Annotated in this window: 30 protein-coding genes; 27 read left to right on the forward strand and 3 right to left on the reverse strand. The window is 35.5% G+C overall.

What is annotated here, in order from left to right; translation table 11 throughout:
- The first annotated feature begins 609 nt into the window (after positions 1-609).
- The 6 genes from ACXADT_RS12690 to ACXADT_RS12715 all read left to right on the forward strand — a co-directional run bounded on the left by ACXADT_RS12690 (position 610) and on the right by ACXADT_RS12715 (position 4,228).
- On the forward strand, positions 610-1,128 hold the full coding sequence (locus ACXADT_RS12690; RefSeq protein ID WP_474831410.1) for a hypothetical protein: 519 nt from the start codon (positions 610-612) through the stop codon (positions 1,126-1,128).
- A 147-nt stretch (positions 1,129-1,275) separates the two neighbouring features.
- Positions 1,276-1,935, forward strand: a complete 660-nt coding sequence (locus ACXADT_RS12695; RefSeq protein ID WP_474831411.1) for an HAD family hydrolase — start codon at positions 1,276-1,278, stop codon at positions 1,933-1,935.
- Positions 1,936-2,124: 189 nt separating this feature from the next.
- Positions 2,125-2,583: a hypothetical protein gene (locus ACXADT_RS12700; RefSeq protein ID WP_474831413.1), complete on the forward strand. Its 459-nt coding sequence runs from the start codon at positions 2,125-2,127 to the stop codon at positions 2,581-2,583.
- 152 nt (positions 2,584-2,735) lie between these two features.
- Positions 2,736-3,209: a hypothetical protein gene (locus tag ACXADT_RS12705; protein ID WP_474831415.1), complete on the forward strand. Its 474-nt coding sequence runs from the start codon at positions 2,736-2,738 to the stop codon at positions 3,207-3,209.
- Positions 3,210-3,300: 91 nt separating this feature from the next.
- On the forward strand, positions 3,301-3,822 hold the full coding sequence (locus tag ACXADT_RS12710; RefSeq protein ID WP_474831417.1) for a hypothetical protein: 522 nt from the start codon (positions 3,301-3,303) through the stop codon (positions 3,820-3,822).
- Positions 3,823-3,991: 169 nt separating this feature from the next.
- Complete coding sequence (locus tag ACXADT_RS12715) at positions 3,992-4,228, forward strand: hypothetical protein (protein WP_474831418.1); 237 nt, start codon at positions 3,992-3,994, stop codon at positions 4,226-4,228.
- Positions 4,229-4,381: 153 nt separating this feature from the next.
- Here the strand turns inward: ACXADT_RS12715 and ACXADT_RS12720 are convergent, their stop codons facing one another.
- Positions 4,382-6,076: a choice-of-anchor I family protein gene (locus ACXADT_RS12720; RefSeq protein ID WP_474831419.1), complete on the reverse strand. Its 1,695-nt coding sequence runs from the start codon at positions 6,074-6,076 to the stop codon at positions 4,382-4,384.
- A gap of 638 nt (positions 6,077-6,714) precedes the next feature.
- On the opposite strand from ACXADT_RS12720, the gene ACXADT_RS12725 reads away from it, so the two are divergent.
- From ACXADT_RS12725 to ACXADT_RS12745, 5 genes are all read left to right on the forward strand, one after another.
- Positions 6,715-7,254 (forward strand): GNAT family N-acetyltransferase, encoded by a 540-nt coding sequence (locus tag ACXADT_RS12725; protein ID WP_474831421.1) that lies wholly within the window; start codon positions 6,715-6,717, stop codon positions 7,252-7,254.
- Between the two features lie 66 nt (positions 7,255-7,320).
- Positions 7,321-8,055 carry an alpha/beta fold hydrolase gene (locus tag ACXADT_RS12730; RefSeq protein WP_474831423.1) on the forward strand — a complete coding sequence of 245 codons (735 nt, stop codon included), beginning with the start codon at positions 7,321-7,323 and terminating at the stop codon, positions 8,053-8,055.
- Between the two features lie 56 nt (positions 8,056-8,111).
- Complete coding sequence (locus ACXADT_RS12735) at positions 8,112-8,546, forward strand: hypothetical protein (RefSeq protein WP_474831424.1); 435 nt, start codon at positions 8,112-8,114, stop codon at positions 8,544-8,546.
- Complete coding sequence (locus tag ACXADT_RS12740; RefSeq protein ID WP_474831425.1) at positions 8,528-9,046, forward strand: phosphotransferase family protein; 519 nt, start codon at positions 8,528-8,530, stop codon at positions 9,044-9,046. Before ACXADT_RS12735 ends, ACXADT_RS12740 begins: the two co-directional genes overlap by 19 nt.
- Positions 9,047-9,106: 60 nt before the next feature.
- Positions 9,107-10,894, forward strand: coding sequence for a M3 family oligoendopeptidase (locus ACXADT_RS12745; RefSeq protein WP_474831427.1), 1,788 nt, complete (start codon positions 9,107-9,109; stop codon positions 10,892-10,894).
- A 206-nt stretch (positions 10,895-11,100) separates the two neighbouring features.
- Here the strand turns inward: ACXADT_RS12745 and ACXADT_RS12750 are convergent, their stop codons facing one another.
- Entirely contained in the window at positions 11,101-11,694 is a 594-nt protein-coding gene (locus tag ACXADT_RS12750) for a YczE/YyaS/YitT family protein (RefSeq protein ID WP_474831428.1), read from the reverse strand.
- Between the two features lie 113 nt (positions 11,695-11,807).
- Between ACXADT_RS12750 and ACXADT_RS12755 the strand changes: the two genes are divergently transcribed.
- The 10 genes from ACXADT_RS12755 (at position 11,808) to ACXADT_RS12800 (ending at position 20,645) form a co-directional block, all read left to right on the forward strand.
- On the forward strand, positions 11,808-12,260 hold the full coding sequence (locus tag ACXADT_RS12755; RefSeq protein WP_474831429.1) for a MarR family winged helix-turn-helix transcriptional regulator: 453 nt from the start codon (positions 11,808-11,810) through the stop codon (positions 12,258-12,260).
- A 25-nt stretch (positions 12,261-12,285) separates the two neighbouring features.
- Positions 12,286-12,807 (forward strand): spermidine/spermine N(1)-acetyltransferase, encoded by a 522-nt coding sequence (paiA, locus tag ACXADT_RS12760; protein WP_474831430.1) that lies wholly within the window; start codon positions 12,286-12,288, stop codon positions 12,805-12,807.
- An 18-nt stretch (positions 12,808-12,825) separates the two neighbouring features.
- Positions 12,826-13,437 (forward strand): FMN-binding negative transcriptional regulator, encoded by a 612-nt coding sequence (locus ACXADT_RS12765; protein ID WP_474831432.1) that lies wholly within the window; start codon positions 12,826-12,828, stop codon positions 13,435-13,437.
- A 207-nt stretch (positions 13,438-13,644) separates the two neighbouring features.
- On the forward strand, positions 13,645-14,115 hold the full coding sequence (locus tag ACXADT_RS12770; RefSeq protein WP_474831433.1) for a GNAT family N-acetyltransferase: 471 nt from the start codon (positions 13,645-13,647) through the stop codon (positions 14,113-14,115).
- 568 nt (positions 14,116-14,683) lie between these two features.
- Positions 14,684-15,952, forward strand: a complete 1,269-nt coding sequence (locus ACXADT_RS12775; protein ID WP_474831435.1) for an L-lactate MFS transporter — start codon at positions 14,684-14,686, stop codon at positions 15,950-15,952.
- Between the two features lie 375 nt (positions 15,953-16,327).
- Positions 16,328-17,407: a polysaccharide deacetylase family protein gene (locus ACXADT_RS12780; RefSeq protein WP_474831437.1), complete on the forward strand. Its 1,080-nt coding sequence runs from the start codon at positions 16,328-16,330 to the stop codon at positions 17,405-17,407.
- Between the two features lie 391 nt (positions 17,408-17,798).
- Positions 17,799-18,254 carry a GNAT family N-acetyltransferase gene (locus ACXADT_RS12785; protein ID WP_270182300.1) on the forward strand — a complete coding sequence of 152 codons (456 nt, stop codon included), beginning with the start codon at positions 17,799-17,801 and terminating at the stop codon, positions 18,252-18,254.
- 144 nt (positions 18,255-18,398) lie between these two features.
- Positions 18,399-19,106, forward strand: coding sequence for a DUF5694 domain-containing protein (locus tag ACXADT_RS12790; RefSeq protein ID WP_474831438.1), 708 nt, complete (start codon positions 18,399-18,401; stop codon positions 19,104-19,106).
- A gap of 85 nt (positions 19,107-19,191) precedes the next feature.
- Positions 19,192-19,953 carry a class I SAM-dependent methyltransferase gene (locus ACXADT_RS12795; RefSeq protein ID WP_474831439.1) on the forward strand — a complete coding sequence of 254 codons (762 nt, stop codon included), beginning with the start codon at positions 19,192-19,194 and terminating at the stop codon, positions 19,951-19,953.
- 239 nt (positions 19,954-20,192) lie between these two features.
- Positions 20,193-20,645, forward strand: a complete 453-nt coding sequence (locus tag ACXADT_RS12800; protein WP_474831441.1) for a hypothetical protein — start codon at positions 20,193-20,195, stop codon at positions 20,643-20,645.
- A gap of 107 nt (positions 20,646-20,752) precedes the next feature.
- Here the strand turns inward: ACXADT_RS12800 and ltaE are convergent, their stop codons facing one another.
- Positions 20,753-21,778 (reverse strand): low-specificity L-threonine aldolase, encoded by a 1,026-nt coding sequence (ltaE, locus tag ACXADT_RS12805; protein WP_474831443.1) that lies wholly within the window; start codon positions 21,776-21,778, stop codon positions 20,753-20,755.
- A 301-nt stretch (positions 21,779-22,079) separates the two neighbouring features.
- Between ltaE and ACXADT_RS12810 the strand changes: the two genes are divergently transcribed.
- The 6 genes from ACXADT_RS12810 (at position 22,080) to ACXADT_RS12835 (ending at position 25,468) form a co-directional block, all read left to right on the forward strand.
- The gene (locus tag ACXADT_RS12810) at positions 22,080-22,286 is read left to right on the forward strand and encodes a hypothetical protein (RefSeq protein WP_474831444.1); all 207 of its coding nucleotides are present in this window, start codon (positions 22,080-22,082) and stop codon (positions 22,284-22,286) included.
- 151 nt (positions 22,287-22,437) lie between these two features.
- Positions 22,438-22,824 (forward strand): VOC family protein, encoded by a 387-nt coding sequence (locus tag ACXADT_RS12815; RefSeq protein ID WP_270182294.1) that lies wholly within the window; start codon positions 22,438-22,440, stop codon positions 22,822-22,824.
- A 62-nt stretch (positions 22,825-22,886) separates the two neighbouring features.
- On the forward strand, positions 22,887-23,261 hold the full coding sequence (locus ACXADT_RS12820; protein WP_474831446.1) for a VOC family protein: 375 nt from the start codon (positions 22,887-22,889) through the stop codon (positions 23,259-23,261).
- A gap of 28 nt (positions 23,262-23,289) precedes the next feature.
- The gene (locus ACXADT_RS12825) at positions 23,290-23,943 is read left to right on the forward strand and encodes a YdeI/OmpD-associated family protein (protein WP_474831447.1); all 654 of its coding nucleotides are present in this window, start codon (positions 23,290-23,292) and stop codon (positions 23,941-23,943) included.
- Between the two features lie 106 nt (positions 23,944-24,049).
- The gene (locus ACXADT_RS12830; protein WP_474831449.1) at positions 24,050-24,706 is read left to right on the forward strand and encodes a Type 1 glutamine amidotransferase-like domain-containing protein; all 657 of its coding nucleotides are present in this window, start codon (positions 24,050-24,052) and stop codon (positions 24,704-24,706) included.
- 90 nt (positions 24,707-24,796) lie between these two features.
- A complete protein-coding gene (locus ACXADT_RS12835) occupies positions 24,797-25,468 on the forward strand; it encodes a 5'-methylthioadenosine/S-adenosylhomocysteine nucleosidase family protein (RefSeq protein WP_474831450.1) in 672 nt (223 codons plus the stop codon).
- Positions 25,469-25,535 lie beyond the last annotated feature (67 nt).

The following is a 25,535-nucleotide window of genomic DNA, read 5'->3' on the forward strand; positions in this document are numbered from 1 at the left end:
CTCTTTAATCTATTACTTATTTTGATTTAGATAAAGGGACGCTCTCGTACCACTTTAACCACATTTTAAGTAGTAAAAGAAAATGATAATATATTAAGGAACAGAATAAAGTGATTAAGAAGACTGATGGTATGTTTACAGTTGCAAAGTCGCCAGTAATCCCAAAAGTAATGACTACGATACAGCTCATTGTTATACCTGATAAACCGTAAAAAGAGAGTTTTATAAGATATATTCTCTTCACTCTTCGTTGATTACTATACCAATCAACGAAGAGTGAAACTGGTATTGCAAGTAGAAGAAAAAAGGGTAAAAAAATAAAAATGCCCGTTAAAAGATTGCCTATAAAATACACCCCAACAATAATAGAAGAAATAAAAGCTGCTATCATTCTTAATATAATATCAATATTAATTATCCTCTCTGAAATCAGTTAACTATTGTGATTTTATTCTATCAAATTTTAGAACTGATGAGGTTCTTAATTAAACTAAGCCATCTTCAGCCATAGGGAGCAAACTTGGACAAATGGTTTGTTCCTTTTTTATAGTTTGTGCCAGACTAAATATAACTAGAATTTTCGATCGTTATTTAATGGGAGTATGATGTATGTTTCAAAATGTGCTTCAAGTGTCTCAACTTGTTATTTTACGTTTAATGACAAGATTATTATTGAAAAGAAAAATGTATAAAGAACCCAACAACATAATGAGGACATTTCATTCTCGCTTTGTCGACAAAGGATTCTTGAATGATGACTTATCGAAAGGTGCAAATTCTTCACACCAATCTATCATTCAAGATTTAGTGCATTCATTTGTATCAATGCGTCATTATAGGAACCAAGAGGGCTTTTATATTCAAGTTGCAAAAGACTGGGTTCAAGATTTACACAGGACTAATCACAGGTTTTCATTTTTTCTTGTTATCGCCTACTTATTGTTGTTATCGAGTGCTTTCTTTAATCAATATTTTGAGGTCATACCAGGTGGACTGTGGCTGTATGGAATTTTCTTATTACCCATATTTGGTTTTGTCATTGCCCTTGGAGGAAGAGGGGAGAAAAGGTGGACCCTATTACTCGCTCACTTATTACTGTTAACTTTTTCAATAGCTATTGTCTCTTAGTTTGAAAGAAGTTTACAAGTTTCGGTATTATTCACGTTACATACGATATCAAGTCTTCAACAATCGGGAGCGTTGGTCTAAAAAGGATTACGCTTCTTTTTGTGTAATAAGTTTAAGGAGCAGTAATGTTGAAGGAGAGAGGAAATAATGGCACAATCACTAATCTTTGATATGGATGGAACACTATTTCAAACAGATAAAATACTTGAATTATCACTGGATGATGCTTTTAGCCGTTTACGGTCATTAGATAAATGGGATAAGGAAACGCCTATTGATAAATACCGTGAAATTATGGGGATTCCTTTACCAAAAGTATGGGAGACTTTGTTACCTGATCATTCCGTTAAGGAAAAAGAACAAATGGATACTTATTTCCTAGATAGACTAATTGAAAATATAATTAGGGGTAAAGGTGCTTTATATCCTAACGTAAAAGAAGTTTTTAGTTACTTAAAAGGGAATGATTTTTCTATATACATTGCAAGCAATGGTTTAACGGAATATTTAAAAGCGATTGTCAGTTATTATCATTTGGATAAATGGGTTACGGAAACATTCAGTATCCAACAAATTGAATCGTTGAATAAATCGGACTTAGTCCAAAGTATTATAAAAGAATACGGTATCACTAATGGAGCAGTAGTTGGAGACCGACTTTCAGATATAAATGCAGCCAAAGATAATGGTTTAGTTTCAATTGGATGCAACTTTGACTTTGCACGAGAAGATGAACTTTCTCAGGCTGATATGGTCATTGACGATTTAACAGAGCTGCAAACAATATTAACTAAATTAAACAAATAGCTTATTGAACTAAAGTGTGCTTTGTTTAGTTATATATCTATTACAAGGTATCTTGAAATCGAGTCTTATACTAACGGGAGCATATCTGTCATCAGATACGCTCTTGTTTTTTAAATTATGATTGAAAAATTTCCTTCATTTTGAAATGATTGGTGTTGAACAGTGTTGTAGGGAGCTAGGTGTAATGAAATGAATATTACGAAATTAGTAATGGTGTTAATGATGAGTTTAACTATTTTAGGTGGATGCGAGAACGGAGCCGAGACCATTAAAATTGAGGGGGATTATAGATTTCTCCTCATACAAGGTGTAAATAGTAAGGAGATTGCCAGTAATGAAACCAAAAAAGAGGTAGAGGATATTGAGAAGATTAGTACTTTGATACAAAAGTTAGAAAGTGTCGAAGTGACTAAACAAAAACCAGAAAAACTTAATGAGAAGAATAAGTTATTAAATGAAACTAGTAACTACATAATTGCTTTATCAGAAAATGAAAAATTGCAGGGGAAAACCTATTTTATTAATATGTTTGAAGATGGTTCTTTCATTTACCAAGATCCTTCTGGTAACAAGCTTAAATATGTTTCGACTGAAAACCATCCTAAGTTGTATGAAGAGGTTAAAGAGCTACTGATGATTTCATTTTAGTAATAATTAATAGTCTATGTTCAATTATCGGGAGAACTTACTGAATAATGATTAAGTGCTCTTCCCTGTGGTTAAGTTACTGAGTCAGATGGAACATTTTATAGAACTAAACGTATATAAACTAAGTTAATTCAAGTTAGAAAGGGGTTTGTATGAAAAAAAATCTTCTCATCACAATGCTTGTAGTGATCGCTTTAATTGGATGCAAAAGTGATCAGAATAATGATGGGGCTAACAAAGACAATATTAATGTTTCAGTGAATCAACCTAAGTTAAAAGAGTACATAGAAGATGGTTACGGCACAATGCCTGATATCCAATTGAATGATGGAGATAGATCTGCCGAAACGAAGTGGACTACTGAAGAGAGAAATGAAATTATAAGATACTCAAACAACGTGTTATCTAACTTAAAAGTAATAAAAGAAGTAGAGGATTATGAGAGACATTTAAAAGATGGGAACATCAGCGTTAAATATAGATCGGGATTTCAATATTTTTTATTAACTGATGATAAAGAGCCGCACAAAGCTATATACATCGGTACAAAGGACCATAAAGCATATAAATTAGAATCTGATGAAGCGAATGTGAATAATCTGATTAGTTGGATGGAAAATCACTAATCATGTATTTGGTTATTCTAGATGGTTAGGTTGAAATAAGTGGAATAGGTTGTTCAGTATAGGTGAGGCGAGTAATGGGGTGTAAAAAGCAATGACTAAGAGAAAAATGGCAGCAATAATAGTTGTTCTTATCTTTGTGGTTTCCTTTTACTTCTATCAAACAAAAGATCTGTATGGAAATGATAAGGCTTCCATTGTTAAGGTAATTAACTCTATTGATAACTATAAGAAGAAAGAAATTAAGGTCTTAGGGATAAGAGACTTTAATGACTTAAGAATTGTAGGATTCTTATCCAATAATAATCCATCTTATATCGAGTTCGAAAAAAATCGGAAGGGAAATTACGAGTGGAGGCACATCGAATCAAGAGAGGGTCCGTTTAGTATGTTCTTACTCCAGATGGAGAATTCAAAAATGATGTTTGTGACGAATTACGATAATAGAATCGCTAAAATGCAGGTAGATATAAATGGGGAGACATTAGAACAAAACTTTACTCCTCGTGAAGCTACTGTCTCTTTGGTTGATTTGCCTAATACCAAGGCTAAGAATTATGAGTATCAAAATTATCGATATTACGATGAAGAGGGAAGTTTAATTGAAGAATATTAGTTTTTTAACTAAAGGGGGCTTGTCAGTAATTAGGATAAGCTCCGTTTGTATGATAAAAGAGATTGAGATCCACCTTATATTTTGAAATAATTGGTATTAATAATTCCTAGTAAACGATTTTCTGTAAGTTCAATGCAAGATAAGTTGAGGAGAGGGGTACATTAGCCAAATGGACTCGAAAATATTATCTTTGAACTCTGATAACTATTTTGACATTGTACTTGAACAAAGCGAGGAGTTACCAGATATAGAAACCCTTAAAATGTATGAAGAGAAATCTACAGAGGATACTCTTTTAGAATGTAAAGGAGTAATAACTCCAAAAGGTAAATTAGTAGGGTTTGGAATGTATGTTGCTGGTACTTGGGATCCTATTTTACTGCCTGGCTATTCAGAGTTTATATAAAAGTTTTTGATGCTTCGCGTTCAACTGGCAGTTTCACTAGATTTTCTGTACCATTAATATCTTGCTGTTAACTAAAAAAGACGGAGAAGAATTCTAGGGTTCTTCTCCGTACCGAATTAGGTTTTCAATTGGATTATCTATCTCTTAGTATTCCTAGTTCTTTCCTTTACTACCTATTAGAGATTTCTTGGTCACTTCGTAAGCGGCTACCGTTCCACTTACTTCATTCCCGGTCAATAGGATAGGTAGTTTTGTCGGACTTTTCTCGGCTGGGATGAATTTCAGTCCCTCCGGAGCAACATCTCCACTGGGAACTTCTCCTGAGAAATCACAGCTATAAATGTATTCCACAAACTCAGGCTGTTCAGGATTATCAATATTATAGATCATGATCCCGCTCATTCTTTCTAAACCGATGAAAGCATAATCACTGCCAGCTATTTCTCCAGTGACTACAGCTTCCGGCTCAGGACCTTTGTCGTCACTTCGGGAGTCAAATTTATTTTCATCATTAGTGGTATTAAAATAATCAGGTAATTGATCTGCGATAATTTGCTCAAAATCGCTGCCACTATCATAAACTAGGGACATATCTTCGGCCTTCCAAATGGAGAAAGAGCGTGCTCCATATCCATAGATCGCTTCGTATTTGCCTTCATTATTTACAGGCATAGCTGTAGTCGTTTTTAGACGTCCAAGGTTTTCTTCCTTGAATAAACCATTGGCAACCAGCTTATCCAATTGGTCCTGGGTGTACCCTTGGTAATTTTCTGCATTTAGATCATACTGATTCTTCAAATCTTCAACACGAACCTCTTCGCTGAATTCATCATAATCCATAGCATCTCCTTCATTCGGAGTCAAAATATAATTCTTCCCATCCTTATTGTAATAAGCGATTCCATCAGGCATGTACATTCCGAGCACCGGCCAATTAGCAAGATTGATTTCTCCATCTTTATCAGAAGCATCGAATGAATTATTCAGCAAGGAATGATCTTTGAAACCAAGACCGTGGACATGAGTGAACCTATCTGTTTCAAGGTTGAGCTTAGCAATCGCGTTAGCTTCTTGAAGGGCTACATACGCCCATTTGTTATCTTTGGAAACTGATATATACTCTGGTTCAAAATCTTCTGCCTTGGTGGCATTCGGTTTGACCACGCGGACGTTTTCGTCGATTTGAACTTGATCAGTGAAAGCAGCAGTCGTAAGTGACTCTTGGTCTATATCTTTCACATTTTTAGTGACATCGATAATAGAAACCGAACCTTCAGGATCTATGGTAACATCCTCGTTTGGCTCTCCCTCGTTTGCAACTAGAAGTTTGTTCCCATCATGAGTGAATGTCACCATATCAGGGAGTGAACCTACTTTCACTTGATTCAAGTAGTTCCCATCCACATCCAAGAATACAATATGTCCAGCTTCTGTTTTGGGTTTTGCAACTACAGCCACTGCGAGATAATTACCATTTGGGCTTACAGCTACGCTTGTCAGTCCATCAACGGTCCCTATATCTCGTGCTATGTCTGCTAATGAAACTTCCTTGTAAAGCGGCATTTTCTGCACCTTTTTTCCATTACCTTTATGTAATTTAGACATGTCCAGAATATCCAGAGCATTTGCCGCACTATTTATAGAATAAGCACGCTGCACTCCTTCATGGTAAGCTACAATTTCAGCGCCTCCCTCATCGAGTCCTGCCCCGCTGTCATACTTCCCCAGTAAATGCATCTCTAAATCTTCTGTTGATCCTTTAGCAAGAGCTGGGTTTACAATTGACAGCGTTGCAAATGTGGTCACTGCCACCGCACCTGCAGCTAACGTTTTTCTAAATGTAAACATCTTTATTCCTCCCATTTGTTCTTCATTCTACTAAAATTCTATAGGGTTCTTATTTAGTCAATATTAAAAGGAGGTAATAATGTCGTAAATATCAGAATAGTTCTGATGGCATATGGAGTGATAGAAAATGTAGAGGGGTTGGGATAATGTAATAGAAAGTTAAAGAACCTCTATTTTGGGAAGTTCCATGTCTTTCAGTTCCTTTTACTTATAATGGATCTACTCACTTTTATGTAATACACACTTTTGTTCCAAAGATGAAGGGTGAGCTTAAAGGTTTGGGAAGTAGTTTGAAATCAGCTCACCTTTACCAAAGTTATTTTTATCCAAAATCCAGGATGTTTTTTTAGTCTAATGATCCTTCATCGATTTTCCTGAGTATTGGATAGTTGAAACCTTTAGGCATATGATCTAAAAAACAATCATATCTCCAAAGTATTTGGCATCTCACTTTGAAGGCAGTCAGAAAAGAATTAAGGTTATATCTCGAAATAGAGTAATGCACAAACGGGGGCTTATCTAAAATTAGGATAAGCTCCCTTATCTATGAAATAAAGATTGAGTTAGTTATTGTGATTTGAAATAATTGGTATTAAGATGGCGACAGTTTAATCGAATATTTTGAGGAGAGAGAAGGTATGAAAACAAATGAATTACCTAAAGTCTATATAAGAGAATTGACTCTAAATGACGTTGAAGACCGTTATCAATGGTGTTTTGATAAAGAAGTGACTAAACACTTGAATATGCCAGAGAAATATCCTCCATTTAGTAAAGAAGAGACTAAAAATTGGATTCAAATGTGTATTAACAAAACAAATGGATATGAACAAAAAGCTATTGTCTCCGAAGAAGGTATACATATTGGTTGGATTGATTTGAAAAACATCGATAAACTCAACAAACATGCTGAATTAGGCTTAGCAATAGGTAACAAAAACTACTGGGGAAAAGGATATGGTTTATCTGCAATGAACCAAATGCTCTTGTGGGGATTTAACGAATTAAGTCTTAACAAGATTTGGCTTAGAGTTGAAGTTGATAATGAAAAGGCAATTAAGTCTTATAAGAGAATGGGTTATGTTGAAGAAGGTATCTTAAGACAAGATCGATTAAGAAATGGTAAGTTTATTGATCGTTTGAGAATGAGCATTTTGAAAAATGAGTTCTTAAATTAACAGGAGCAATTGTTTTATTTGAGATTGAAAATAACTTGATTTAAAAGAGTATTTAGGGGGAGAGATATGAGTGATGGTCATAAGATAAATGTTGAAGGAACTGAGCTTTACTTCGAGTATGATGATATGTCTGAATGCAGCCCAACGATCGTTTTTGAGTCAGGTTATGGGTGGTCTTTAGACAATTGGCAATCCATTAGAAAAGAAGTATCGAAATTTGCAAAGGTGTTTTTTTATGATAGAGAAGGCATAGGGAAAAGTGGTAATAGTTATAAACCCAAACATAGTATGCAAATTGTAGAGAATCTTAGAAACCTACTTAGAACTGCAAACATCAAGCCTCCTTACATATTAGTAGGACACTCATTTGGTGGAGCTAATGTCCGACTTTTCGCTAGCAAGTACCCTGATGAGGTGTCAGGATTAATTCTGATAGATTCAGTTCACGAAGATCAAAATGATGAAATGGTACCTTTATTTTCTAAGGAAGTAAAGAACGAATATTTAGGACAATTTTCTGTGGAATCATCTCTAAGTGAATTTGAAGAAAGCCTAGAACAAGTTCGTGGAACAAAACTCAAAAACATACCTCTTATAGTGATTACCGGAGGAACGCAACCCCATCATACGAGGGAATCCTTGGCTGCTTGGATGAGATTCCAAAAGGACCTTTCCAATTTAACTAAAAAAAGTAAACACATTGTCGTTAAAGAGGCTGGACACGCAGTACATATCGACAGACCGATACCTGTAATAAATGGCATTGAACAAATGATTAATACGCTTACTCATAAACAATAAGTTCTTACTAGAATTCTTGAATACATGTATTAATTACAATAAAGGAGAAGTTCTATTTGACCCATTTAGAAGAAAGAATTATAGAAAAAGGGTGGAAGCTACTATGTAGTGAAGTTATTCATGGTGCTCATGCAGGTAAAATATATAAAATTGATGTTTTAAATCATAAAGAACAAAAAGGGTCGTATATCTATAAACAATTTGTAGCTGAAAGAAATAATGAGATAGATATATATGAGAAGCTAACAAACCCTATACAGAAGTTTAGCAAAATAGTAGAAGTTTGGGACACTTCTCCCAAGGCTATTCTTATGCATGATATGGTGAAACCTTTAAAGGAAACCTATCACAATTTATCTTTGAAAGATAGAAAGAAATTACTATTAGACATTCTACAGAGGTTATCAGACATACATTCCACAAGGTTGAACCTAAGAACCACTGAGTTTCCAACTCATCAAGTAAACTCTGAATGGCGCAATTGTGTTTAGAAGAACTACATAAATTGAGTGCTCGCCATCATTGGGTAAGAACTGAATGGATACAAGCAATTGATTATACATATAAACAATTATCTTTAATTGACTATAAAGTGAGAAGCCCTTTAGTTTTAACTCACGGAGATCCTCATTTAGAAAATATATTTAATTACAAAGAGGAGATATGGTTTATTGATTGGGAATGGGCAGCAATGGGCTCACCTCTGAGAAATATAATGATTTTACTGCAAGATATTTACGACTCAGAATTAATTAATTTCGTTTATGATTTATACAGCGAGATCTTAAAAAAGAAACTTAGAATTAAAGACGTAGATTATAGGAAAGACTTTAACATCCTTTATATTGACCATACAGCGATGATGCTAGCTTGGGAGATCCACAAGTATTTTAAAGGATTTGGAGACGAAGATAATCTCAAAGAAATTATTGAATTTAAAATTGGAGAAATTAAAAGAATAGCCAACGAGGAGAAAGGTTTATTCAATTAAAGGGAGCGATGATCTAAAAGGCAAGAAATGAGAAATAGTAAAGAACGTAAGGGGGAGTTTATGGAGAAGTTAAGTTATCAAGAAGTATGGAATTTGGATAAGATTTTTAGTGGTGGCAGTAAATCGAGTCAGCTTTTAGAACATATTGTGCATTTAGAAGCACTTATCCATGATTTAGAAGGTGTTATTAACTCTTTCACTGATCATAAAACAACAAATAAATTAGTTGAATTAGTAGGAAAAATGGGGAACACTCGCTTGAATCATACTCAAGCTAATTCATATATCACTTGTCTTCTTGCGCAAAACCCAAAGGATTATGACGCTGCTAGCTTAAGAGCAAAAATTGGTCAAATAGAAGCTCGGTTTGAAAAAGTATTATCTAAAGTGAAAAAGATACTATCAAATATCGATGAAGAGCGATGGAGAGAAATGCTAGATACGAAAGAGTTAGAAGGGTATAAATTTATTCTCGACGAATGGAGAGAAAACGCAGATTCGCACTTATCAGAAGGTGAAGCAAGTTTAATTTCTGACTTAATGGTTGATGGGTACCATGCTTGGGGCGATTTTTATAAAGGTTTAATAAGCAATATTATCGTAAAGATAAGGATTGATGGAATAGTAGAGAACCTATCAGTTGGACAAGCCATTAATTTGCGTTCACATCATTGTGAAGAAGTTCGAAAGGAAGCTCATTATGCACTGGAATCAATATGGAAAGAGAAGGAAGAACTGTTTGCTAAAGTATTAAATCACATTACTGGCTTTCGTATACAAGTACATAAAAAGCGCGAGACGAAAAATGCTCTAGAAAGTCCTTTGAAGAAGAACAGAATAAAAGAAGAAACGTTGAATACAATGTGGTCAGTTATTAATACATATAAACAATCTTTCTCCAAGTACTTAGATCGAAAAGCTGAAATGATGGGCGATTCTAGTATGAAGTCTTATAACTTTTGGGCACCTGTTACAAACGTTAAGCAAGAAGTACACTTTGGTGAAGCAGTGACATTCATCACGGACCATTTTAGTCAGTTTGGTTCGGAATTAGGAAATTTTGTTAAAGAAGCCTTTGATCAAGGTTGGATAGAAGCTGAAGATCGTCCTAACAAAGCGCCTATTCCCTTCTGTGCTAGTTTTCCAGCTACTGGTGAATCTAGAATCTTCATGACGTATAGTGGTTCTTTTATGGATATGTTAACTCTTGGACATGAACTAGGACATGGTTTTCATAATTACGCCATGAAGTCTGTTGATGGCTTGAATAAGAGCTATCCCATGAGTATTGCTGAAAGTGCTTCAACTTTCTGTGAAATGATTATACTTGATGCGTCAATGAGAAAGGCAAATAATAAGGAAGAAAAAATTGCTATACTAGACGAGAAATTGAAACGTAGTATTATGAACTTCATGAATATTCATTCGAGGTTCTTATTTGAACAGCGATTCTATAAGGAACGTAAAGCGGGTATGATTTCACCCAAACGTTTAAATCAATTAATGGAAGAATCTATAACTGAAGCGTACGGGGGATCTTTAGATCAACCATCTATCTATTCATGGGTTTGGACACCTCACTATTATATTACTCAATCCGCTTTCTACAATTTCCCTTATACTTTTGGGTATCTATTTGCCTTAGGTTTTTATGCGAAGGCAAGAGAAAAAGGACTAGAGTTTGAAGAAGATTATCTGAACTTGCTTCGTGATTCTGGACGGATGTCTATGGAAGATTTAGTTATGAAACATCTAGGAGAAGACATTACTTCAAAGGAATTCTGGGAAAAAGGAATGGAGCTATGCGTGAAAGATGTAGAGGAGTTTTTAGACTTAACTTCTAGTTAAATAGAGTGAGCCTTAAATACTGTGAACTACAGTAAATCAAAAGTCTAGAGTTATAGTATTCCGTTAAATGGAGCGTTGATCTAAAAAAGGATTAACGCTCTTTTTGTTTAATATCTAACTGATGAGAAGGATTGTGAGAGACTCACTTTTTTACATATCTAATATTGATGCATTGTTCTTCTCAAAGCTTGTTGGCGTACTAGGATTTAAGGAACTTTTACCAGTACCTTTTTAGTAAATGTCATAAAGTAGTTCAGGATTAGACCACTTAAGCAAACGATTAATAAAGTTCCAATGCCGATTGGTCCTTTAAAAATCATGGCCAGTATTAAAAATAATAGGTAAATAATTGATCTAGAAAAAGTTATATTTGTTCTAGTTAATTCATGTATGATTAACGTTAATCGGTCAATCGGAATTGGTGCAAAATTTGTGTGTAGATATATGGCAGTACCCAACCCTATAACAATTAAGCCGAGTCCAAAGTAAACAACTTTGCTGTACAATAGCTCAGGTGTGTGCAAAGTTTCTAATAAAAAGAGCCACATATCGATACTAATCCCCGTTATAAATGCTGTTAACAACCCTAAAACTTCAGGTTTTTGTCTTTTTAAAAGCGAATTGCATCCTATTAATATCAAAGCAATGATTATTTCCCAGGTCCCTACGGTAAAACCCACGTGGATAGACAGTCCTACCAATAGGGCGTCAAAAGGGGAAGTACCAAGGTCAGATTGTATTGTGAAAGAAATGCCGAGAGTTAATAGCAAGATTCCTAATACATAAAAGAACAGTTTCAAATTAATCTACCTCTTCATCATTATTTTTTTGTTGCAAATACAACAAAAATAAGTTAGATTAAGTATACGATGATAAATATTGCATTTGCAACAAAAATTTCTAGGGGGTTAATATGAAGGAAATCCTACGTGAAATTGGAATGATAGCCAGGGCGTTAGATTCTATAAGTAATATAGAATTTAAAGAGTATGACCTCACCAGAGGACAGTATCTTTATCTTGTTAGAATCTGTGAAAGTCCGGGCATCATTCAAGAGAAAGTAGCTGAGTTAATAAAAGTAGATCGTACCACAGCAGCCCGCTCGATTAAGAAACTTGAAATGAATGGCTTTATTGTAAAGAAAGAAGACGAACATAACAAAAAAATTAAAAAGCTTTATCCAACTGAGAAAGGAAAAAAGATTTTTCCTTTTATTAAAAGAGAAAATGACCATTCCAATACCGTTGCCTTAGAGGGATTATCCGAAGAAGACATAGAAAACCTTTTCGACCTTCTTCAAAGAGTAAGGAGAAATGTAGAAAAAGACTGGGAATTTGTTAAAAAAGGAAACAAGAGAAGTTATTGAATATAGAAAGGAGAGAAAGATTCAAATGAATGTTAAGGTGATCAGATGTTCAAAAGGAGATTCACGAAAACTTCAGGAAATTGGTTATCAAACATTTAAGGAGACGTTTGAGGATCAGAATTCTTTAGAAAATATGAAGGCTTATTTGGAAGTAGCTTTTAACATAAAGCAAGTAGAAAACGAGTTATCTAATCCTTCATCGCATTTCTATTTTGTTTCGATAAATGATGAGATCGCTGGATATTTAAAGGTTAATACAGAGGATGCCCAGTCTGAAGAGATGGATGATGACTCCCTAGAGATCGAGCGGATTTATATTATTAATAAATTTCAAAAGAATGGACTTGGTAAGTACCTGTTCAATAAAGCTAACGATGTTGCTTTAGAACAGAATAAAAAGAAAATTTGGCTTGGCGTATGGGAAAAAAACGAAAATGCCATTTCTTTCTATAAGAAATTAGGTTTTGTTCAAACGGGAGAGCACTCTTTTTATATGGGGGACGAAGAACAAACGGACTTAATAATGGTTAAAAGACTCCAATATTAATTAAAGAGGTGAAGGAGCATGTATATTCCAAAGCATTTTAAAGTAACAGACTTCGTTGAAATCAAAGACTTCATTCAGAGAAACTCTTTTGGAACGATCGTAACGACAGAAGAAGGAAAACCTATTGCAACTCATTTACCTTTGGAGTTACATAAACAAGGGGATGACTACTATCTCACTGGACATTTCGCTTCTGCTAATCCACAGTGGAAAACTTTCGGGAATGATCCTGTTCTTGTGATGTTTCAAGGCCCTCATGCTTATATTTCATCCTCTTGGTACAAGGATGAAAATGTGCCCACATGGAATTATCAGGCAGTCCATGTATATGGAACGGCTAGTATTATGACTGAACAAGAATTGCAGGAAAACCTGAAGGCTCTATTGCAAAAGTATGAAAAACACCGTGAAAGTGGAGCGTTATGGGAGAAGCTCTCTCAAAAAACCAAAAACCAAATTAAAGGTATTGTTGGATTTAAAGTAAAAGTGCTAGAAGTTCAAGCAGCCTATAAATTGAGTCAAAACCGAAGTGAAGAAGACCATGATAACATTATTGATAAACTAGATAAGGAAAACGATTTAAACTCTCAACAATTAGCTGAAGTGATGAACGATAGAAAAAGAAAGTGATCCATTCTCTATATATCCTTTATGAAAGATGTTTTTATCTTGAATTCCAGTCTTCAACTAACGGGAGTGTTGATCTAAAAGGATTACGCTCCTTTTTGTTTAAGTTAATAACAGGGCAGGTTACTTAGAAGAAAGCCAAATAATCGATGTACGAAAGGCTGAATAAATCATGGCAAAAAAGAAGCACCTAAAATTCAAACAGAACGATTGGTTTTACGTCCGAGAGAGGAAAAAGACATTCCCAATATGCTTAAAATGTTTAACAATGATGAAGTAAGAGAATTTCTTGGAATTAATCCTCCTCGTGATGAACAGTCAATGGTAGAAATGGTTAGGAATCGTACTGAAACAAAATGGACAGTCGCATTAAAAGATACTGATGAATTCATCGGTGATGTAATGATTCCAGAAATAGCAGAAGGTTATCTTGGCGAAATTGGTTATCGCTTCATGAGGGAGCATTGGGGAGGCGGTTTTGCGTATGAAGCGGTTTCCGCGGTCATTGAGCATAGTAAAAGCACATTAAACCTTAAACGCCTATCTGCTACTATAGATAATAAAAATACTAAGTCAAGAAAGTTAATTGAAAAACTCGGATTTACTTTGGTAGTGGTGTTGCCTGAATCGAATTTACTCGGCAGAGTTACCGATGTAGCTTACTATTCTCGTATAATATAAGCATCCTTAAGTGATTGAACAACTAATAATAGATGGTGAATTTGAAAGAGTAGCTAGTCGTTGTGAATAATAGGCTTATTCCACTGACGGGAGCAATATCTCTAAATAGATATGTTCCTTTTTTTGTATAGAAATTAGATTATTACTGAACTATTTTGAAATTTGCAGATCATGAATTAAACCCAGGACACGATATGAAGAAGTTATCGATAGCGATATTACAATTAGAAAATACAATATTTTCAATAAGGAAAAACGGTATTGTAACAAATATGTTTGGCAAGATTGTTTTGAGCAGTATGAAAATTATCCCATTTGCTAACCCCGACAGTGTAATTAAGTATTCTTCAACAATATGGAGTTTTACTAAGTAGATATAATCAAATAGCTAAGGGAACCCCACTTTTGACGAGGGTTTCCTTTTTTTAGCTTAACATATTGAATTACAATACCACTACATGACTTTGTGATGGTTTCAAATAATTTTAAATAGTTTGATTTTTCTAGTTACTCGTAGTATCCTGTCTTCATGAATCCGTTTACAAAGAGAGTGAAGGAGGTACAGAATATGAAAGCATTGAAAAACAGATGGTTAATTGCTTTATCAGCTATTTCCATCCACCTTTCCATCGGAGGTGCCTATGCGTATAGCGTATATACCACCCCCGTAAGTGAACAAATGGGTTGGACTCCAACTCAAGTAACGATTGCATTTACCATTATGATGGCACTGGCTGGGTCATCTGCAGCATTGTTTGGAAAATTTGTTGAAAAAAATGGACCAAGAAAATCAGCAGCTCTGGCTGGTGTTTTGTTTGGATTAGGACAAGCAGGTTCGGGGATTGCGATCGCGATTGAGTCACTTCCACTTTTCCTAATGGCCTATGGGGTAGCAAGTGGACTTGGACTTGGTATTGGCTATATTTCCCCCGTATCAACTCTAGTGAAATGGTTCCCTGACCGAAGAGGGTTAGCAACCGGATTAGCGGTACTTGGTTTCGGAACAGGAGCACTCATTACAGCACCGGTTGCAGCTAACTTAATAACTTTAATTGGAATATCTAATACATTTTACATATTGGGTGCAGCTTACTTTGTATTTATTCTATTAGGTGCTTCTTACATAGCCCCACCCCCTGAAGGCTGGATGCCAGCTTCTATGAAACAAAATATGGCCTCTGGGAAAAAAGTTTATAAAAAGGACTTACAACAATTGACTTCAAAAGAAGCGGTTAAAACAAAGCGTTTTTGGCTGCTTTGGACAATGATGCTTATTAATACTACCGCAGGAATTATGATGATTTCAGTTGCTTCACCAATGGCCCAAGAAGTTGTAGGGTTATCAGCCGCTGCAGCTGCCACGATGGTCGGAATTATGGGTGTATTTAATGGCGGAGGTCGTCTTGGCTGGGCAACAGCTTCAGACTATATTGGCCGCCCCAATGTTTTTCTGATCTTTTTCTTAATACAAACTGTTGCTTTTTTCATGCTTCCAATTACATCAAACATCATCATATTCCAACTCTTAATTTTCCTCGTTGTTACTTGTTACGGCGGAGGATTTTCTAATCTCCCTGCGTTTATTGGTGATTTGTTTGGAACGAAACAACTCGGTGCCATTCATGGGTATTTGTTGACAACATGGTCCCTAGGTGGCGTATTTGGACCTATGATTGTCTCTCAAATTCGGGCTAAAACCGATAGTTACACTCCTGTATTTTACGTTTTTCTTGCTTTAATATTATTAGCGCTTGTTGTGTCCATTCTTATGAAGTTAGACATTAAAAAGACTGAGAAGGATTTAAAACACCAACAAGAAGAAGCTGTTAATTATTAATTAGCAAACCAAAGCATTTGCATTGTTAAGTTGGATCGCGTCTTACCGACGAGGTTCAACTTTTTTCTTAGGAATGGGATTCTCGATTGAATCTTAATCTAGTCACTGCCCTTAGGCGTCTTCCAGATCGCATCCAATCAATGTAATAAGAGAAAGATGAACAAGGTGGAATGTAGAATTACAGCTGAAAGAAGATGAATACTCAAATGATAATCTAGAATAGGAATCTCCGCAACGTTTTCGACATTTCCCAGAGGAAAAGTGCCTCTTTATATTTACCACTAATTAACTGTATTCTTATCTATTAATTATTGATAAACTTATCTCTGTAATAATTCTGTAATAAAAGAAAAGAGAGAGGGAAATAGTGTCAAAATGACTAAATTATATAAAACGGGGAAAAAGAGTTTATTTTTAATAATTATTTTAATGGTATTCATAACTTCAGGATTTATTGGTGCAGTGCCGGTAAAAGCTTCAACCGTTTCTACTGCTTATTTTTCTGTAGATGGTGAACTAATTAAGTCGAACTACTATATGCAAAATGGTCATGTCATGGTACCAGATCTATTCTTTAAACACACCGGAGCAACTGTTGAAAAAAATACAAAATACAATTCTATTGCTGTTGTAAGAAATAATTTTGTAGCACTTCCGTTAGAGAAGTCCTATATGGACTATTACGTGAAAGATAAAAACAAATGGGTTCGTGAGTACCTTGCTACCACGACAACTGTTATCAATAATCGTCCCTATATTCCTTTAGTGGTTACAGCAAAAAAATTAGGGATGAACGTTACCTACGACTCTAAAATTAGAAGGACCTTTATTCAAACAAACACACCAGAAAAACCAATTGCGTACGAAAAGGCTAATATTACAGAAAAGAAGATCGCTTTAACTTTTGATGATGGTCCAGACAAATTGATTACACCTCAACTGCTTGATATCCTCAAAGAGAAAGAGGTTCCTGCTACATTTTTTGTTGTGGGAGAGCAAGTTTCCTATTTTCCACAGTTATCTAAAAGAATGGTAGAGGAAGGGCATACCATTGCAAATCATACATGGGATCATCCTCAATTATCCAAGCTCTATACGGATGATGTTGTCCAACAGATAAAGTCAACAAATGAAATTATTGAAAAAGTAACTGGAGTAAAAGCTACGTTATTTAGACCCCCTTACGGTGATTATACTTTAGCAGATGCTATTGTATTTGATAGACTTGGATTTAAAAACATCATGTGGTCAGTCGATACAATCGATTGGAGTGGTAATTCAGCGGAAGAAATCCTTTCCATTGTTCACAGAGATAAATCTCCAGGAGGAATTGTCCTTCAACACAATTTCCAAAATAGCAAATTACAAGGAACCGTCGATGCGCTGCCACAAATGATTGATCAATTAAGAGCTGAAGGCTATGAGTTTGTAACAATTGACGGATTATTAAAATAAAAAATGTGATTGTAAATAATTGCATTATGAGTACAGACCCTCGTTGACTAAGTAGTTACGAGGGTTTTTTTACGCATCTTTCCAAGGATAAGATAGGTGTCAGGCCTTCTAGTTGCTCCAATTATGGTAGTAATCTTACTCCAGCTTACGGTTAATACGATAATTTCCTCTATACATACATACATTTAAAGCTTTAAATCTATTAAATATAATAATTGTGGAAAGGGATGGTACTTAGCGGATCAAATAAGATAAAATATGTATTATAGAATCATTCTAGATAAAAGGGAGCGTAGATCTAAAAAGGATTATGCTCCTTTTTGTTTAAATTAATAAGAGGGAAGTTATATTATAAAAATTTATTCATTTTGAAAGAGTAAAGGGGAAAAGTATGATTAGATTAGAAAAAATGAAAGCAAGTGAGTTTCAAAGTTATCTCAAAAAAGCTATTAAAAACTATGCAGGTGAACACGTAAAGGCTGGGAATTGGAGTGAAGAAGAAGCAATAGATAAGGCAACCAAGGAATATGAAAGGCTTTTACCAGAAGGTGAAGAAACGGTAAATAATCACCTATTTACAATACATGATGAAGAGAAAGAAGTAGGGATGATCTGGCTTGCTCAGCGCACAACAGAAAAAGGATTTATTTTCGACATAAACATTCGGGAAGGGTATCAAGGACGTGGTTATGGGAAGAAAGCAATGAAAGAAATAGAAATTGAAGCAAAAAAATTAGGATTGAAAATTGTAAAACTTCATGTCTTTGGTCACAATCAAATTGCTCGAGGTTTGTACGAAAAATTAGGTTATGTAGAAACAGATATCGTTATGGAGAAAAAGATATAAAACCTATATTCTATTTCATTAACAGGAGCTCATCCATAAAACGAAAGGCTCCTGTTATATGAAAATTGAGTTAAAATTTTTATTTTGAAATATTTGGTATATGCAGTTATCCGAAAATGTAATAACGGTTCATAGGGGGATACGATGTCATTTAAGAAAGAAATTATTCTTGTTGGAACTTTTCACTTTGAACAACATGCAGAACAACTAAAGCATAAAGAAAGTGAAATTGAAGAGTTGGTTAGTTATTTATTTGACTTTTCGCCAACGAAAATAGCATTAGAGTGGGACGGGTCACAAGATAAAACACTTAACGAAGAATACTATAACTCAGAAAGTAGTTACCAAATAGATGAAGTACAACAACTAGGATTTAGGTTAGCTAAAAAGATGCAACACAATAGAGTTTATGGAGTTAATTGGGATGGTCATCTTACAAAAGAGGATATGGCGAACTTTAACCATGTAGTTCAAAGCTCTTATCCTGAAATTTATAAAAATATAACTTCACTGACTGAAAATACTCCAGTAATTACGTCTGAACTTAGTTTAATTAGCTCTTATGAAAAATTAAATGAAAGTGAATATATTAGAAATCTAGAAAAGATGTATCTGTCATTTGTAGAAGTTCAAAGTGATCAAGGTGAAATGGTTGGTTTTAACATCTTAAACAAATGGTTTGAACGAGAATTGATGATATTTAAAAATTTAGTGAATATTACCTCAGAAGACACGAATGAACGGATTGTGCTAGTAATTGGGAGTGATCACCTTTGGATGCTAAGGAAATTGTTCGAAGGGAAAGGATGGGAAGTAATAAATCCTTTTCATGGTCAAGAATTTAAGCAATAGTTTCTGCTAATCAACAATAGTGATCATTCTTCTAAGAGAATATATTCATCGGCAAAACTAGAGTTTATGAGAGGGGGGGCTTTTCATGAAAACAACAAACTACTCTACTATTGCTGCTAACTATGATAATAATCAATTTAGAATCGACGAATTAAAACTAGATTACGACTTAATGGACTATGTTGAACAGCATACTCAAAACAACATTGAAATGCTCGATCTTTCTTGTGGAACAGGCCTATATCTTGAGAAGCAAATTCAACTTTTCAAAGGGAAGAATATTAATTGGTATGGCCTTGATGCATCAAAAGAGATGTTAAATAAAGCCAAGGAAAAGGTTGAAGATGTTAATCTCGTACACGGTTATGTTGAAAAGCTGCCTTATAATTCTGGTGTCTTTGACTTTATTTCTAATAACTATGCTTTTCATCATTATGAAGATAAGGAAAAGGCATTAGATGAAATAACTAGGGTACTTAAGGTAAACGGTATATATAAATTACATAATATTGCTATTCATGACATGCCGAAATGGTGGGTTTATTATTACTTCCCTTCTGCCTATGAAGAAGATATAAAGCGGTTTTGGAAAAAGGAATTGGTCTACCAAAAACTCATTGAAAGAGGGTTTAAAGTTAATCTAAAAATGGAGTATAGAATGGAAGAGATAGCAGTAAAGGATTATTTTCATCACGCTGAAAATAGAGATATTTCTGTTCTTACTTTAATTAGCGATAAAGATTATGAAGATGGATTAATGAGAATGAAACGTGACTTGCAATTAGACCCTTCCAAGAAAATCACGAATGATTTTGCAGAGGTGTTTTGTGTTTCAAAGAAAGTGTAGTGCAGTTTTTTTACCATATTGTAAAGTATTACAATGGTTAGCCCAAAAAATCTCTTATCGTTATATCAACAGGTCCGCTCTCAATGATTAAGTAAAGGAGTTAGTCGTGGATGATACTAACGTGAGCTTAACCGAACGAGGAGCATCAACAGCTCGACTTCAGGGTGTCAGCCCTGTTCTCCAATCATTCTTATAATGGATAAACATCAAGCATACCGTTTAATAAAGGAGGAGAGGAAATGCAGGTAGGATTAAATAAAGAGGAATTCCATAAACATATGGCCGTCTCACTATTTAACTCAACATGGGATTTCTTAGATAAACAAGAAAGAACGGATCGTGAAAGCGAGACGATGATACATATGGCACATGCTTCTCGTTATCACTGGGAAATTATTGGGGAGCCAATTAATTTGGCTAGAGGAGATTGGCAAATATCTCGAGTTTATGCTGTATTAGGTCGGTTCGAACCAGCTCTTCATCATGCTCAACAAAGTTTGGATGTTTGCTTACAAGAAGAAATAAAAGGTTTTGATCTTGCATTCGCTTACGAAGCTTTAGCACGGGCATACAAGGTTGTGGACCAAGAAGAAGAAAGTAACAAATATAAAGAACTCGCTTATCAAGCTTGTGATGAAATAGCTAAAGAAGACGATCGAAAAGTTGTAATAGAGGATATAGCATCTATTTAATGAAAGAAGACTTGCCTCAAAGTGCAAGACTTTTTAAGTTTTACTTTTTTGATTAGTTTTAAAAGAAGTGCTTACTGAACTAACAGTAAGCACTCTAGAACGAAGTATTAAGCCTTAACAATTTTCTTCACCTTTGCGACAACAGTACCAATATCTTCTTCACAGATCCCATTGTTCGTGACGAAGCGGATCGTGTTAGGACCAAATGCACCTGTTAAAATATCGTGATTCTTTAATTGATGAACGAACGCCTCCGTGCTTAATCCACAATCAGAGATGTCTACTAAAATAATGTTTGTATCCACACTATTTTTAATAGTTAAACCTTCAATTGCTTGAAGCCCTTCGGCAAGGTGTTTTGCGTTCGCGTGATCATTCTGAAGACGCACTATATTTTCTTCGAGTGCGATGATACCGGGTGCAGCGAGTACGCCAACTTGCCTTAGTCCGCCGCCTAAGCGTTTACGCCATTTTCGAGCATGGGAAATGAAGTCAGAGGAGCCGGCAATAATAGAGCCAACAGGTGCACCTAACCCTTTTGATAAGCAAAACTGCACAGAATCAGTATACTTTGCGAACTCTTTTATAGGCGTCGTAGAAGCAACTGAAGCGTTGAATAACCGTGCACCGTCTAAGTGAACAGGAATATCGTTTTGTTTCGCGACTTGATAAATTGCCTCCATGTTTTCAAGAGGCACAACAGCACCACCTGCTTTATTGTGCGTATTTTCAATGCAGATCAGCCCGGTTTCAGGCTGGTGGATATCTTCTCCACGAACAGCAGCTTCGACCTCTGCTGGATTCATTGCCCCATTTTCACCATCGATCGTCTTAATTTGAACTCCCGAAAACGCTGATAGAGCAGCAGCTTCATAGAGAAAGATGTGCGCCTGAGATTCCATGATAACTTCCTGTCCTGGAAGGCAGTGTACCAATCCGGCAATCTGATTTCCCTGCGTACCACTCGTTACAAATAGGGCATCTTCTTTGCCAAGTAAAGCCGCTGCCATTTCTTCAAGTTTATTTACTGTTGGATCTTCTCCGTACACATCATCCCCAACTTCAGCTTCATACATTGCTTTTCTCATTCTCTCATCTGGTTTCGTGACCGTGTCACTGCGCAAATCTATCACAATTCGTCCTCCTCAGTTACAATAAGTATAAGTGTATAATGGATTGCACGAAAAGTATAAGGGTAATTTTCAAGGTGATCAAGTTGAAAAAGGGGAAGTGAGGTCGTGACAAAGTTTGGACGTATCGTACTCCATCGGGACCTATTAGTACAAGTTGATTTCCGTTTTTACATAATGCTTCATAATACGAGTATTGGCCATGCCCGTTTAGCTAATTAAGTAGTTAGTACAACTACACGAGCGTGGTAGAGTTAGAAAAAAGTAGCAAATGAAAAGCTTTAGTGTAGTAAGGATGTTTGAAATGGAGAACGGAAAACAAGGATACTCAAAGAATAAGAAGGGGCTACTAATCACGCTCTATATTATGGGTGGTATCTTCGCAATAGGCGCAATACAATTTACTTTTGATGCCGACCACACAAATGACATGACAGGAAGTTATTTTACGTTAGGAATCGTGGCCGTTGGAATAGTTAGTCAAATGCTTAAAGAACTTTTGGGCTGGTAGGAAGAAAGGTGCAATGATGGAATTACTGTTCGCGTTTGTTGTTGGAGCGGTTGTAGTATGGACACTCTTTGTAAGATAAAGGAATAATAAATGTGCTTGATAAGATGATTTTGATTGATAAAAAACGTTACTTATTGGAGGCGAAACGACTATGAGAATTATCGTTACAAGTATATTTGTGCAGGATCAAGAAAGAGCCTTAAAGTTCTATACTGATACACTCGGATTTGTGAAAAAGGAAGATAAGCCGGTTGGTGAATATAGATGGATTACTGTTGTTTCTGACGAAAATCGAGTAGGTACTGAACTAGTACTTGAACCTAATATTCACTCCGCCGCCAAAGAGTATCAAGAGAAGATATACGCTGATGGTATCCCAGCAACAATGTTTGGTGTGGAAGATGTTCAAAAAGAGTATGAGGAATTAAAGAAACGCGGTGTTCAATTTACGATGGAACCAACAAATATAGGTGAGGTTACAATTGCTGTTTTCGACGATACGTGCGGTAACCTTATTCAGATTGCTCAAATGCATTAAACCTAAAATGAAAGGTTCATTTACTTTAGGGAGCAAATGATTGAAGCGAAAGGAGAATGTATTTGAGTAATGACAAGAATGATATTGGACAAATTCATTGGCGAGACTTAACGGTCGGGAATGCTGAGGAAATTAAAGATTTTTATACTAAAGTTGTTGGGTGGAAAGCCAGTGAACATGATATGGGAACGTATCATGATTTCGATATTAAAACGCCAGCCGGTGAGACAGTTACAGGAATTTGCCATGCGAAAGGAACCAATGCCTCGCTCCCTCCTCAATGGCTTATGTATGTAAAGGTTGAAAGTGTCAAAGAAAGTGCCGATAATTGTATCGAACACGGTGGGCAGATACTTGATGGTCCTAGGTACATGGGTGAGATGTTCTTCTGTGTTATTAAAGATCCCGCTGGTGCAGTGCTAGCTATTTTTGAGTAATACGACTTTTTAGGGGGCGTTACATAAGATGTCGATCGTAGATAAACTTAAGTTAACAAAATACGAAAATATGGCTGTTCTTCATAACCCAGGAGGATATGAGTTCTTTGAGGAATACTCGAAGTCTTTGTCTGGGAAGCACGATGCTATATTTATATTCGTCAAAACGATAGAAGAGATGACTCAGAACCTCAATGTTATCATCGCTAATGACGAAGTGCTTTTGCCAAAGGGATATGTGTTCTTTGCATATCCGAAGAAAGGTAACAAAAAATACGATTCATACATTCATAGAGATGACATGTTTCCAGCGTTGAATGTAGGAGAAGATGGCTATGTCGATAATAGCGATATAAAGTTCTCACGCATGGTCAGCATGGATGATGTATTTACTGTGGTAGGAATGAAAAAAGAAAAGAGAAAAGTTCCGAAAACGGCTCCTGCCAGTCAATGTGTTGCGGATTATGAAGATAAAATTAGCAATGTAGAAACTCTTTTGGGAGAACATCCATCAGAGCTTGCATTCTTCCGTGATTTAACTCCCGGGTACCAAAGGGACTGGGCGAGGCAAATTTTCTCGGCCAAGCAGCAAGCCACTAGAGATAAACGAACAAAGCAAATGGTTGAGGTTTTATCAGAGGGGTATAAAACGCTTGATCTTTATAGGAGAAAAAAGAGATAAGGATTAGTTTTCTAAACAAACCAAATAGTTATGGAGAATTTTGATTAGCTAAGGGGACTTCTTTATGGGTGAGGTTCCCTTATTAAGTTTTGCAACGGGGGTATTTATGAAAACTCACTATTATTTAGGGTGGTTTAACAATTTCTTTCCAGAGAGGCTGGGAAGGCTGTTACAAGAAGATATAACTGATAGAAAATCGATTGCCATGATTAGCTCGAATCCATCTAAACTTGAAGATGATGGTGCTACTGAACGCTCCTGGCTTGATCAGGCTGGTATTTTGTTTGATGACTATCATTTGATTAATTTTCGCGTACATAAGGAAGAAGCACAAACGATAATACAAAATGCTTCAGTTATTTTTTTGTTGGGTGGAGATCCACTAACACAAAATGGTTTTTTAAGAGAATATGAGTTAATGGATTCCATTAAAAAAAGCAGCGCTATTGTGTTGGGTGCAAGTGCTGGTGCATTCAACATGTCTACTAAATGGTTATGCTCGAAAAACCTTGGATTTAACGTTGAAAAGAACTCTGTTTACAAAGGAATCGGTCTAGATAATTTCTCCGTTTTATCTCATTTTGATCTTGAAAATAATTTTGAAAGGGTTCAGAGCGAACTCTCTCCCTTATCGGAAGAAATAACTATTTACGCTTCGAACAAAGATTGCGCTGTACGCGTAAAGGGAGACAGGATCGACGTTTTTGGAACTGTTTTCTTAATTTCCAATTCGAAGATACAGAGATTGAAAGAGACGCTCTAATTTGAATGACTTACGATCGCTCAATATGTAAAAGAGCAGGTAATATCAAGTGTTTAAAAACATTGGAGATGGTTGGTAAGGTGATAAGTGATGATTGGAATAAGTATAGCGACTAAATGGGAATATGAGGCGACCGTGGAATACTACGGTATAAAAGATGACGAACGCTTCGGGTATCCTTATGGCGAATATTTTAAACGGAAAATCAATAATACTGAACTGGTTTTTTATAGTACCGGCGTAAGAAAAGTGAATGGTGTTGGTGGTAATCAGTATATGATCTCTCGTTTTAATTTAACTAAAGTAATCGTTGCCGGTACATGTGCAGGGATAGATGATACGTTCAGTAATTTAGATGTTTTTGTACCCAATAAAGCAGTTCAATATGATTGTACAGTAAAAGAAATAGAGCCCCTTATTAAGCAATCTTTCGTAGTTGAACTAAATCTATCGAAGTATGGTAGCGATTTTCATACTGGAACAATTGGCACTGCCGATAAAGCGGTAGTGATGTGGAAGGACTATTTAACTCTTAAAGAAAACGAAATAACAATAGCCGATACAGAAGCGGGGGCAATTGCTTATATCTGTAAGAAGAATAATGTTGAGTGCATTATAATAAAAGGGATTTCTAATTTTCCAACAGATGAAAGAAACTCAGATAAATACAAATCGAACAATGATCAAATCACTGCTTATTTGGAGAACACACCCAAAGTGATGAATAAAATATTTGATGAGTATTTAGAAAGGTTTATTTAAATTAAACGCGGTTGATTATTACCTTATTGCAAATTGTTTAATAGATGTAAAAGAAGTTCGTTACAAG

The sequence above is a fragment of the Anaerobacillus sp. ABR4_321 genome (genome assembly GCF_056158505.1).

Coding starts and splice junctions, on each gene's coding strand:
- ACXADT_RS12700 (WP_474831413.1), top strand. CDS start 2,125: ATGAATATTACGAAATTAGTAATGGTGTTAATGATGAGTTTAACTATT.
- ACXADT_RS12690 (WP_474831410.1), top strand. CDS start 610: ATGTTTCAAAATGTGCTTCAAGTGTCTCAACTTGTTATTTTACGTTTA.
- ACXADT_RS12790 (WP_474831438.1), top strand. CDS start 18,399: ATGTCATTTAAGAAAGAAATTATTCTTGTTGGAACTTTTCACTTTGAA.
- ACXADT_RS12715 (WP_474831418.1), top strand. CDS start 3,992: ATGGACTCGAAAATATTATCTTTGAACTCTGATAACTATTTTGACATT.
- ACXADT_RS12810 (WP_474831444.1), top strand. CDS start 22,080: ATGGAGAACGGAAAACAAGGATACTCAAAGAATAAGAAGGGGCTACTA.
- ACXADT_RS12780 (WP_474831437.1), top strand. CDS start 16,328: ATGACTAAATTATATAAAACGGGGAAAAAGAGTTTATTTTTAATAATT.
- ACXADT_RS12795 (WP_474831439.1), top strand. CDS start 19,192: ATGAAAACAACAAACTACTCTACTATTGCTGCTAACTATGATAATAAT.
- ACXADT_RS12740 (WP_474831425.1), top strand. CDS start 8,528: ATGGCGCAATTGTGTTTAGAAGAACTACATAAATTGAGTGCTCGCCAT.
- ACXADT_RS12825 (WP_474831447.1), top strand. CDS start 23,290: ATGTCGATCGTAGATAAACTTAAGTTAACAAAATACGAAAATATGGCT.
- paiA (WP_474831430.1), top strand. CDS start 12,286: ATGAATGTTAAGGTGATCAGATGTTCAAAAGGAGATTCACGAAAACTT.
- ACXADT_RS12695 (WP_474831411.1), top strand. CDS start 1,276: ATGGCACAATCACTAATCTTTGATATGGATGGAACACTATTTCAAACA.
- ACXADT_RS12755 (WP_474831429.1), top strand. CDS start 11,808: ATGAAGGAAATCCTACGTGAAATTGGAATGATAGCCAGGGCGTTAGAT.
- ACXADT_RS12720 (WP_474831419.1), bottom strand. CDS start 6,076: ATGTTTACATTTAGAAAAACGTTAGCTGCAGGTGCGGTGGCAGTGACC.
- ACXADT_RS12775 (WP_474831435.1), top strand. CDS start 14,684: ATGAAAGCATTGAAAAACAGATGGTTAATTGCTTTATCAGCTATTTCC.
- ACXADT_RS12835 (WP_474831450.1), top strand. CDS start 24,797: ATGATTGGAATAAGTATAGCGACTAAATGGGAATATGAGGCGACCGTG.
- ACXADT_RS12785 (WP_270182300.1), top strand. CDS start 17,799: ATGATTAGATTAGAAAAAATGAAAGCAAGTGAGTTTCAAAGTTATCTC.
- ACXADT_RS12830 (WP_474831449.1), top strand. CDS start 24,050: ATGAAAACTCACTATTATTTAGGGTGGTTTAACAATTTCTTTCCAGAG.
- ACXADT_RS12800 (WP_474831441.1), top strand. CDS start 20,193: ATGCAGGTAGGATTAAATAAAGAGGAATTCCATAAACATATGGCCGTC.
- ACXADT_RS12765 (WP_474831432.1), top strand. CDS start 12,826: ATGTATATTCCAAAGCATTTTAAAGTAACAGACTTCGTTGAAATCAAA.
- ACXADT_RS12710 (WP_474831417.1), top strand. CDS start 3,301: ATGACTAAGAGAAAAATGGCAGCAATAATAGTTGTTCTTATCTTTGTG.
- ACXADT_RS12725 (WP_474831421.1), top strand. CDS start 6,715: ATGAAAACAAATGAATTACCTAAAGTCTATATAAGAGAATTGACTCTA.
- ACXADT_RS12730 (WP_474831423.1), top strand. CDS start 7,321: ATGAGTGATGGTCATAAGATAAATGTTGAAGGAACTGAGCTTTACTTC.
- ACXADT_RS12815 (WP_270182294.1), top strand. CDS start 22,438: ATGAGAATTATCGTTACAAGTATATTTGTGCAGGATCAAGAAAGAGCC.
- ACXADT_RS12745 (WP_474831427.1), top strand. CDS start 9,107: ATGGAGAAGTTAAGTTATCAAGAAGTATGGAATTTGGATAAGATTTTT.
- ACXADT_RS12705 (WP_474831415.1), top strand. CDS start 2,736: ATGAAAAAAAATCTTCTCATCACAATGCTTGTAGTGATCGCTTTAATT.